This window comes from Streptomyces sp. NPDC002055, assembly GCF_040296705.1.
Taxonomy (GTDB): Bacteria; Actinomycetota; Actinomycetes; order Streptomycetales; family Streptomycetaceae; genus Streptomyces.
This window is the reverse complement of record NZ_JBEOXS010000030.1, coordinates 88,229-96,104: the sequence shown is the minus strand read 5'-3', so window position 1 is coordinate 96,104 and position 7,876 is coordinate 88,229. Positions and strand designations below refer to the sequence as shown.

At 73.4% G+C, this 7,876-nt stretch carries 9 protein-coding genes and 1 pseudogene; 5 read left to right on the top strand and 5 right to left on the bottom strand.

Annotation, left to right across the window (positions count from 1 at the left end):
• On the bottom strand, positions 1 to 1,230 hold a 1,230-nt coding region (bioB, locus tag ABT112_RS20150; protein ID WP_351511399.1), incomplete at its 3' end, for a biotin synthase BioB.
• Between the two features lie 145 nt (positions 1,231 to 1,375).
• Here bioB and ABT112_RS20145 point away from each other — a divergent pair.
• Complete coding sequence (locus ABT112_RS20145; RefSeq protein WP_351511397.1) at positions 1,376 to 2,530, top strand: 8-amino-7-oxononanoate synthase; 1,155 nt, start codon at positions 1,376 to 1,378, stop codon at positions 2,528 to 2,530.
• Between the two features lie 285 nt (positions 2,531 to 2,815).
• The gene (locus ABT112_RS20140) at positions 2,816 to 3,244 is read left to right on the top strand and encodes an ATP-binding protein (protein WP_351511395.1); all 429 of its coding nucleotides are present in this window, start codon (positions 2,816 to 2,818) and stop codon (positions 3,242 to 3,244) included.
• Between the two features lie 179 nt (positions 3,245 to 3,423).
• On the opposite strand, the gene ABT112_RS20135 is transcribed toward ABT112_RS20140, so the two are convergent.
• The 4 genes and pseudogenes from ABT112_RS20135 to ABT112_RS20115 form a co-directional block, all read right to left on the bottom strand.
• Positions 3,424 to 3,816: a VOC family protein gene (locus ABT112_RS20135; protein WP_351511394.1), complete on the bottom strand. Its 393-nt coding sequence runs from the start codon at positions 3,814 to 3,816 to the stop codon at positions 3,424 to 3,426.
• A 161-nt stretch (positions 3,817 to 3,977) separates the two neighbouring features.
• A pseudogene (locus ABT112_RS20130) lies at positions 3,978 to 4,319 on the bottom strand (C40 family peptidase); the annotation flags it as partial.
• A 1,203-nt stretch (positions 4,320 to 5,522) separates the two neighbouring features.
• A complete protein-coding gene (locus ABT112_RS20120; protein WP_351511392.1) occupies positions 5,523 to 5,834 on the bottom strand; it encodes a hypothetical protein in 312 nt (103 codons plus the stop codon).
• Between the two features lie 3 nt (positions 5,835 to 5,837).
• Positions 5,838 to 6,470 carry an ATP-dependent Clp protease proteolytic subunit gene (locus ABT112_RS20115; protein WP_351511390.1) on the bottom strand — a complete coding sequence of 211 codons (633 nt, stop codon included), beginning with the start codon at positions 6,468 to 6,470 and terminating at the stop codon, positions 5,838 to 5,840.
• An 84-nt stretch (positions 6,471 to 6,554) separates the two neighbouring features.
• On the opposite strand from ABT112_RS20115, the gene ABT112_RS20110 reads away from it, so the two are divergent.
• The 3 genes from ABT112_RS20110 (at position 6,555) to ABT112_RS20100 (ending at position 7,810) form a co-directional block, all read left to right on the top strand.
• Positions 6,555 to 6,851, top strand: a complete 297-nt coding sequence (locus tag ABT112_RS20110; RefSeq protein ID WP_351511388.1) for a type II toxin-antitoxin system Phd/YefM family antitoxin — start codon at positions 6,555 to 6,557, stop codon at positions 6,849 to 6,851.
• Positions 6,852 to 7,187: 336 nt separating this feature from the next.
• The gene (locus ABT112_RS20105) at positions 7,188 to 7,490 is read left to right on the top strand and encodes an urease subunit gamma (RefSeq protein ID WP_351511387.1); all 303 of its coding nucleotides are present in this window, start codon (positions 7,188 to 7,190) and stop codon (positions 7,488 to 7,490) included.
• A gap of 14 nt (positions 7,491 to 7,504) precedes the next feature.
• On the top strand, positions 7,505 to 7,810 hold the full coding sequence (locus ABT112_RS20100) for an urease subunit beta (RefSeq protein ID WP_351511385.1): 306 nt from the start codon (positions 7,505 to 7,507) through the stop codon (positions 7,808 to 7,810).
• The last annotated feature ends 66 nt before the right edge of the window (positions 7,811 to 7,876 follow it).

Sequence of the window (7,876 nt, the reverse complement as noted above, 5' to 3'; positions counted from 1 at the left end):
CACCGTCGCGATGCCCAGCCGAAGGGCAAAACGCGCACGATCGTCATCACGTCGGCCGTCGCTGCCGCGGCGCTCGTCGGCCTCTCCGTGTTCGCCGGCCTCCGCGACAGGCTCGGTCCCGGCGTCCGCGGCCGGTGCCGGGGCGGCCTCGGCGCCGCCGTCGCCACAGGGCGCGCAGCCGCCGGAGTGCGAACCGCACCCGCCGCCCGCCGCCGCCAGGGCGTCGGCGCGGTGCTCGGGCAGCGTCGTCGTACCGGCGCCCTCCACCTCGAAGCCCGCGTCGGCGATCATGTCGAGGTCGGCCTTGCCGGCCTGGCCCTCACTGGTCAGGTAGTCGCCGAGGAAGATCGAGTTGGCCAGGTGCAGCGCGAGCGGCTGCAGCGACCGCAGGTGCACCTCACGCCCGCCGGCCAGCCGCACCTCGACGTCCGGGCAGACGAAACGGACCATCGCGAGGATCCGCAGCGCCCGCTGCGGGGTGAGGTTCCACTCCTTGGCGAGCGGGGTGCCCTCGAACGGGATGAGGAAGTTGACCGGCACCGAGTCCGGGTCCAGCTCGCGCAGCGAGTAGACCACGTCCACCAGGTCCTCGTCCTTCTCGCCCATGCCCGCGATCAGACCCGAGCAGGCGGACAGACCCGCGGCCTGGGCCTGCTGCACCGTCGACACCCGGTCGGCGTAGGTGTGCGTGGTGGTGATCTCGCCGTAGGTGGCTTCCGAGGTGTTGAGGTTGTGGTTGTACGCGTCCGCGCCCGCCGCGCGCAGCCGCTCCGCCTGGCCGTCGTTGAGCAGCCCGAGGCAGGCGCAGACCTCGACGTCCTCGTTGTTCTCCTTGATCGCCTCGATCGTCTTCGTGACCCGGTCCACGTCCCGGTCGGTCGGCCCGCGCCCGCTCGCCACCAGGCACACCCGCTTGGCGCCGCCGGCCACACCCGCATCCGCCGCCGCGACGGCCTCGTCCGGCTTCAGCCAGGTGTACTTCAGGATCTCGGCCTTCGAGCCGAGCCGCTGGGAACAGTACGAGCAGTCCTCGGGGCAGAGCCCGGACTTCAGGTTGACCAGGTAGTTCAGTTTCACCCGGCGGCCGAACCACTGGCGGCGCACCTTCCCGGCCGCGGCCACCACGTCGAGCAGCTCGTCGTCCGACGTGGCCAGTACCGCAAGCGCCTCGTCCCGGGTGGGCAGCTCGCGACGCAGCCCCTTGTCCACCAGCGTGTTCAGCAGATCCATGGCGCAGATCCTTGCCTACCGCACCGCTCCCGGCCAAGGAGGGACGGCACAAGACGCCCCTATCGAGGTGTGTGTATTGCCACACCCTGCCCGGCGCATCCCCCGACTACGGTTTGGGCAGACCCCACAGACGCGAGGACGGCCGATGCCCCACGACCCGTTCGACTGGATCGACGAGCAGGCGCGGGCGCGCCACCGCGCCGGGCTGGTCCGCACGCTGCGGCCGCGACCGGCCGACTCCCCGCTGCTGGATCTGGCGAGCAACGACTATCTGGGGCTGGCCCGCCACCCCGAGGTCACCGAGGCGGCCGCCGCTGCCGCCCGCCGGTGGGGCGCCGGAGCCACCGGGTCCCGCCTGGTCACCGGCACCACCGAACTGCACGCCGAGCTCGAGGGGGAACTTGCCCGGTTCTGCGGCTTCGAGGCCGCTCTGGTGCTCTCCTCCGGGTACGCCGCCAATCTCGCGGCCGTCACCGCGCTGAGCGGCCACGGCACCCTCCTGGTCTCCGACGCCGGCAACCACGCCTCGCTCATCGACGGCTGCCGCCTCTCCCGGGCCGGGACCGCCGTCGTCCCGCACGCCGACCCGGCGGCCGTCCGCAAGACCCTCGGGGCGCACGAGGGGCCGGCCGTCACCGTCACCGACTCCGTCTTCTCGGTCGACGGCGACGCCGCACCGCTGCCCGAGCTGGCCTCGGCCTGCCGTGCGCACGGGGCGGCCCTGCTGGTCGACGACGCCCACGGGCTGGGCGTCCTCGGCGAGGGCGGGCGCGGCGCCCTGCACGCGGCCGGGCTGGCCGGGGCGCCGGATGTGGTCGCCACGGCCACCCTCTCCAAGTCCCTCGGCAGCCAGGGCGGCGTGGTCCTCGGCCCCGCCCGGGTGATCGAGCACCTGGTGAACACGGCCCGGACCTTCATCTTCGACACCGGGCTCGCGCCGGCCGCCACCGGCGCCGCCCTGGCGGCCCTGCGGCTGCTCGCGCGCTCGCCGGAGCGGGCGGAGCGGGCCCGCGCGGTCGCCTCCGGCCTGCACGGACGGCTCACGGCGGCCGGCCTCGCCGCCGTCCGGCCGGACGCCTGTGTGGTCTCGGTGCGGGCTCCCTCCCCGGAGGCGGCCGTGCAATGGGCGGCCGACTGCCGCTCCGCCGGACTGGTCGCCGGCTGTTTCCGCCCCCCGTCGGTGCCCGACGGCATCTCCCGGCTGCGGCTGACGGCACGCGCCGATCTGACGGACCGGCAGATCGAGGAGGCGGTCGCCACCATCGTCGCGGCGGCCCCGGACGGTGCGGCGGCCGGCTGACCCCGCCGCGCCGCCCCGCACTCCGGACCGCATGCGGGGGCGTCCGCTCCGACAGCCTGCGAGCCCCTGTCACGGAGTTGTCCTGCCGGGGACATGCGCTGTCCACATCCGGTCTTCCGTCGGAGAGTTCACTGCTTCGGGCGACAGATTTCCGTACATCTTGGGGGATCACCCCCGACACCGCAGTATCAGTGGCACTCTGACGCGAAGCGGCCGTCCGAACCCGAGCCCGACCCCGTCGTGCAACGCGTAGGACCCCGGACGGTGGGAAGGGACAGCGTTGCCATGGCAGACCACCTGGAAGCCTCCGTCACCTTGCCGAGCGATCCGGTCTCGGTCGCCACAGCCCGCCGCCGCGTGACGGAGGTGCTGACGGAGTGGGGCCTGCCGGAGGGCGCCGAAGCGGCCGACACCGTACGCCTCATCGTCTCCGAGCTGGCCACCAACGCCATCCTGCACACCTTCGGCCAGTCGCCCACCTTCACCGTCGTCCTGCAGCTCGAACGGGACGAGACCCTCCGCATCGGAGTCACCGACAGCCACCCCCGCTGGCCGCAGCGGCTGCCCGCGGCGGTGCAGCAGGACAACGGCCGCGGCCTCGTGATCATCAGGTCGCTCACCGCCGAATCCGGCGGCAGGCTCTCGGTCACGCCCACGGCCGACGGCGGCAAGACGGTCTGGATCCGGCTGCCGTGGACCACCCCGGCCCTCTGACCGCCGCCGCTCACCGTCGTCCGGGTGTCCCGGTCCCGCCCCGTCCGGCGCGGCGTCCGGCGCGGGCATCGTCCGCCGGGCGCCGCGCGCGGCACACCGGATCCCCTGGCCCCGGTCTCCGGGCACGGCCTGTCGTGTCTCAGCCCGCCTGTTCCGTCCTGGCCCCGCACGGCGCCTGCTCATGCCGTCGACCCGCGCTCCACAGCACTCCGTTCCACACAGAACTCGTTGCCCTCCGGGTCGGCCATCACCACCCAGCCGAGCCCCTCGCCGTCACGGCGGTCGGCCACCACCGTGGCGCCGAGGGCGGCCAGCCGCTCCACCTCGGCGTCCCGGGTTCCGGTGGCCGGCTGGATGTCCAGGTGGATCCGGTTCTTCACCGACTTCTCCTCCGGCACACGCATGAACAGGAGCCCGGGCACGCCCGGTTCGCCCGCGGTGAGCAGCGCGAAATCGTTCGCCGGGTCGGTGTCCTCGACGCGGTAGCCGGTGAGCGCCGACCAGAACTGCGCCAGCGCGTGCGGGTCACGGGAGTCGACGGTGATGTGCCGGACGGGGTTGAGAAAAGGCATGCTGCTCCCAGGTCGCCGGGGCCGGAGGTCTGCCGGTGCCGCCGAAGCTACTCCTGGGCACCGACAGCCGACAGGAGCCACCGCCGGCCGCCGGTGCCGTCGTACGGGCCGCCGCCCCCGGGCGGCCCGGTACGCTGGTCGGTTCAGTCCCTGCCGACTCGTCAGTTCACCCGTGCATAGGTGACGTTGCGGGTCCAGATCGTCTCCAGACGGACCCGGGCGCCGGTCCGCGGCGAGTGCCAGATCTTGTTGTCGCCCGCGTAGATGCCCACATGGTTGATCCCGCCCGGCGAGCCGAAGAAGACCAGGTCACCCGGCTGCCGTTGGGACGCCGGGAGGTGCCGGGTGTGGTGGTACTGCTGGGCGGCGGTGCGCGGAAGCTGCTTGCCCGCGAGCCGGAACGCGTACTGGGTGAGCCCCGAGCAGTCGAACTGGTACGGCCCTTCGGCGCCCCAGACGTACGGCGCGCCCTGCTTCGAGGCGGCGATCTGCAGCGCCCGGATCCCGGGTGTCAGCGTGGTCCGCTTGGGCCGGGGCGCCTTCGGCTTCGTCGGCTTGGCGGGCCTGGGTCTGCGGTGCGCCGGCTTCGCGGGCTCCTCCCGGGGCGCCTGGGTCCTCGGCGGTTCGCGCCGCGGCGGCTTCCTCCTGGGCGGCTCGGCCTTCGGTGGCTTCGGCCGCTCCGGCGCCGTCCGGGGCGGTTCGGGCTTCGGCCGCGGCAGTGTCGCCGAGGCGTCGGCCTTCGGGGGCCGCGCTGCCGGTACGCCGGTCCCCGGAGCCGGCGGGCCGGCCGGTCTGCCCGGGGCGTCCGGCGGGCCGGTCCGATCAGGGGGCGGTTCCATCCCGGGCGCGGCCCGCTCGACCATGGGCGGAGCCATGCCGGGCGGCGCGGGCGGTCCGGAGCGGGGCAGCTCGGTGCCGGGTGGCGCCGTCGTGCCCCGGGGCGGCCGGACGCCGCTGCCCGCCGTGGCCGTGCCCCCTGCGCCGAGTGCCGGGGAGACCGTACTGACCTGGGACGTCTCCGGGACGGGAGCGGCCTGGGCCGGGGCGGAGCCGGGGCCCAGCAGGGTGCCGCCCACGGCGGCGAGCGTGAGCGCCGATGCGGCGCCCGCCCGGGAGAACAGGGAGGGGACGTGCGTTGGTGCGGCCATGTGCGACCCTTCGTCAGCCGCCTGTGAGGGATGGCCTGTCGGGTTCGGGACGGCGAAGTGGCCCGGCCGCGGGCAGCGGCTTCACCCCAGGAGCGGACCGTTGCCCGGCCCACGGCCGCGGTCCGCCCCGCACTGCTCGGGTCCTCCACTCCTGCCGAAAGCACTCTCTGTCGACCCGTCATCCGGGACGGCGGCAGGATTCGGCGTCCGTCCGGACCGCCCCGCCGCGGCGGCGGGGCTTGTCGTTCCCGGATGCTCCCTGCCGCCGCCGTGGATTCCGGACCGACGCGACCTTGTGTGATCTTCATCACATGCGTGGCGTGCGAGTGAGTAGTGCTCTTTTCTGCATTCCTGCCTAATGAGGGAATTCCGGGCGTCGGCGGGCCCCCGCCCCGCCTGCACCCGCTCCGTCCTCCGCGCAAGTCGATCAGTGCGAGGGTCGGCCCGAAGGTCCATCGATTGAGCGAGGCCGTTCAGCCGTAGCTGAGGGCGCGTCAGGTGACGGGTCGTCGGATCACGTCGAACGGCCGGCCGCCCGATCTGTCACGTGGCGCCCCGTCAGCCCGCGCTCTCCGGGGGCAGGGTGGCCCGCGCCGCGCGGCGCTCGCCGTCCAGGACCCGCAGGGCTCGCGCCAGCGTCGTGGCGTGCAGCCGGCTCTCCCCGCGGTCGTGCATGAGGGTCAGCGCGTCCCGCAGGGCGGTGGCCCGGCCGACCAGGGCCTGCGCCGCGCGCAGAGCGCCGTAGGTGTGTGCGGCCCGCGCCGGGTTGATCCGACCGACCTGATCCAGCACCTCCAGATACCGGTCGACCAGCTCGCACTCCGCCCGGGTCAGGGCGGGCAGCGGGGGCAGCTCGGGCAGTGGCTTCATGGCTCACCCGGCCCGGCGGGGGGCCGACTGCTTGCGGCTGCCCAGGATGTGGTCGGCCAGCCCGTAGGCCACTGCGTCCTCGGCTCGGAAGATCTTGTCCCGTTCGATGTCCTCGGCGATCTGCTCGCGTGGCCGGCCGGTGTGCCGTGCCAGCAGTTCCTCGAGCAGGCCGCGCAGTCGCAGCAGCTCGTTCGCGTGGATCTCCAGTTCCGACGCCTGCCCCTGGACCGGCTCGGAGAAGGACGGCTGGTGGATGAGGATGCGGGAGCCGGGCAGCATCAGCCGCTTCCCGGGCGCCCCGGCCGCGAACAGCACCGCGGCCGCGGACGCGGCCTGCCCCAGGCACACGGTCTCGATGTCGCAAGTGACGAACTGCATCGTGTCGTGGATCGCCGTCATCGCGGTCAGCGATCCGCCGGGGGAGTTGATGTACAGCGAGATGTCACGGTCCGGCGCGGCGTGCTCCAGGTGCATGAGCTGCGCGATGACGTCGTTGGCCGAGGTGTCGTCGACCAGCGAGCCGAGGAAGACGATCCGCTCGTCGAGGAGCTTGGAGTACGGATCCGTCGTGCGCACCCCCGAGCCGGTGCGCTCGGAGAACTGCGGCAGGACGTGGCGGGCGGTGGGGCGGTCCATCGGTACACCTTTCGTCGGTGCTCCGGAAGGAGCGAAGCGTCTGTAAAAAATGTACAGGACGTACATCCCGTTAGAATGGGGAGCATGGCCTACGAGATTCCGGTGACGCAAGCCCGCGCAGAGCTCGCGGAACTGATCAACCGCGTCGTGTACGGCGGTGAGCGGGTGGTCGTCACCCGCCACGGCAAGCCCCTCGTGGCGCTGGTTTCAGCAGCTGACCTGCAGCAACTCGAAGAGGCGGAGAGCGCCCCGGACGACCAGGTGATCAGCACGGTCTCGGTGGTGCGCCCCGGCGAGTCCGCTACCGGCGAACGCCGCCGCTTCGGCATCGCCGCGGAACACCGCGGTCCGGAGACCGGGGACCGCAACCGGGACGGCTGACCGCGCAACTCCCTTGTCGTGCCGGGCCGTTCGCGGAGCGGCGCCTTCACAGGGCGAGCGCCGCCAGGGCGGCACCCGCGTCACGGGCCTCATATCGATGCCGCAGGAGCGGTCGGCACCGTGCGACGGGAAAGTTAACGTCACGGAAACGCCCACGAAGTAGCCTGCGGCAACGAACCCGGAACGGCCGTCCCCGCGGGCCGGTGCGGCAGAGCGGCCACCGCCACGGCGTGTGGTACGCCTGTTTCCGCGACGCGCCGCGCCGCAGCCCGGGGACGGCATCCGGGCAGCTCCCGCCGCAGGACCGGGAGCGTCGACGACGGTGAGGTGGGAAGCGTGCAACTGACCCCGCACGAGCAGGAACGGCTGCTCATCCATGTAGCGGCGGACGTCGCCGAGAAGCGCAGGGCGCGCGGGGTGCGGCTGAACCACCCCGAGTCCGTCGCCCTCATCACCGCGCACATCCTGGAGGGCGCCCGCGACGGCCGCACCGTCGCCGAACTCATGCGCACCGGCCGCAAGGTGCTCACCCGGGACGACGTCATGGAGGGCATCCCCGAGATGATCCACGACGTCCAGGTCGAGGCGACCTTCCCGGACGGCACCAAGCTCGTCACCGTCCACGAGCCGATCAGCTGACGGGGAGTGCGCGGATGATCCCCGGAGAGGTGCTGTTCGAGGACGCGCCGGTGCCGCTCAACGCCGGCCGCCCCGTCACCCGAGTCACCGTTCTCAACGCCGCCGACCGGCCCGTCCAGGTCGGCTCCCACTACCACTTCGCCGAGGCCAACCCCGGTCTCGACTTCGACCGTGCGGCCGCCCGCGGCCTGCGGCTCAACATCGCCGCGGGTACGGCCGTCCGCTTCGAACCGGGCATCCCCGTCGAGGTCGAGCTCGTGCCGATCGCCGGGCGGCGGATCGTGCCCGGGCTGCGCGGCGAGACCGGAGGCGCCCTGTGACCGGCGGACACCGGCCCGTCGGGGCGTGTTCGGGACGAGCCGCGGGCCCCCGGAACGTCGGAGCGG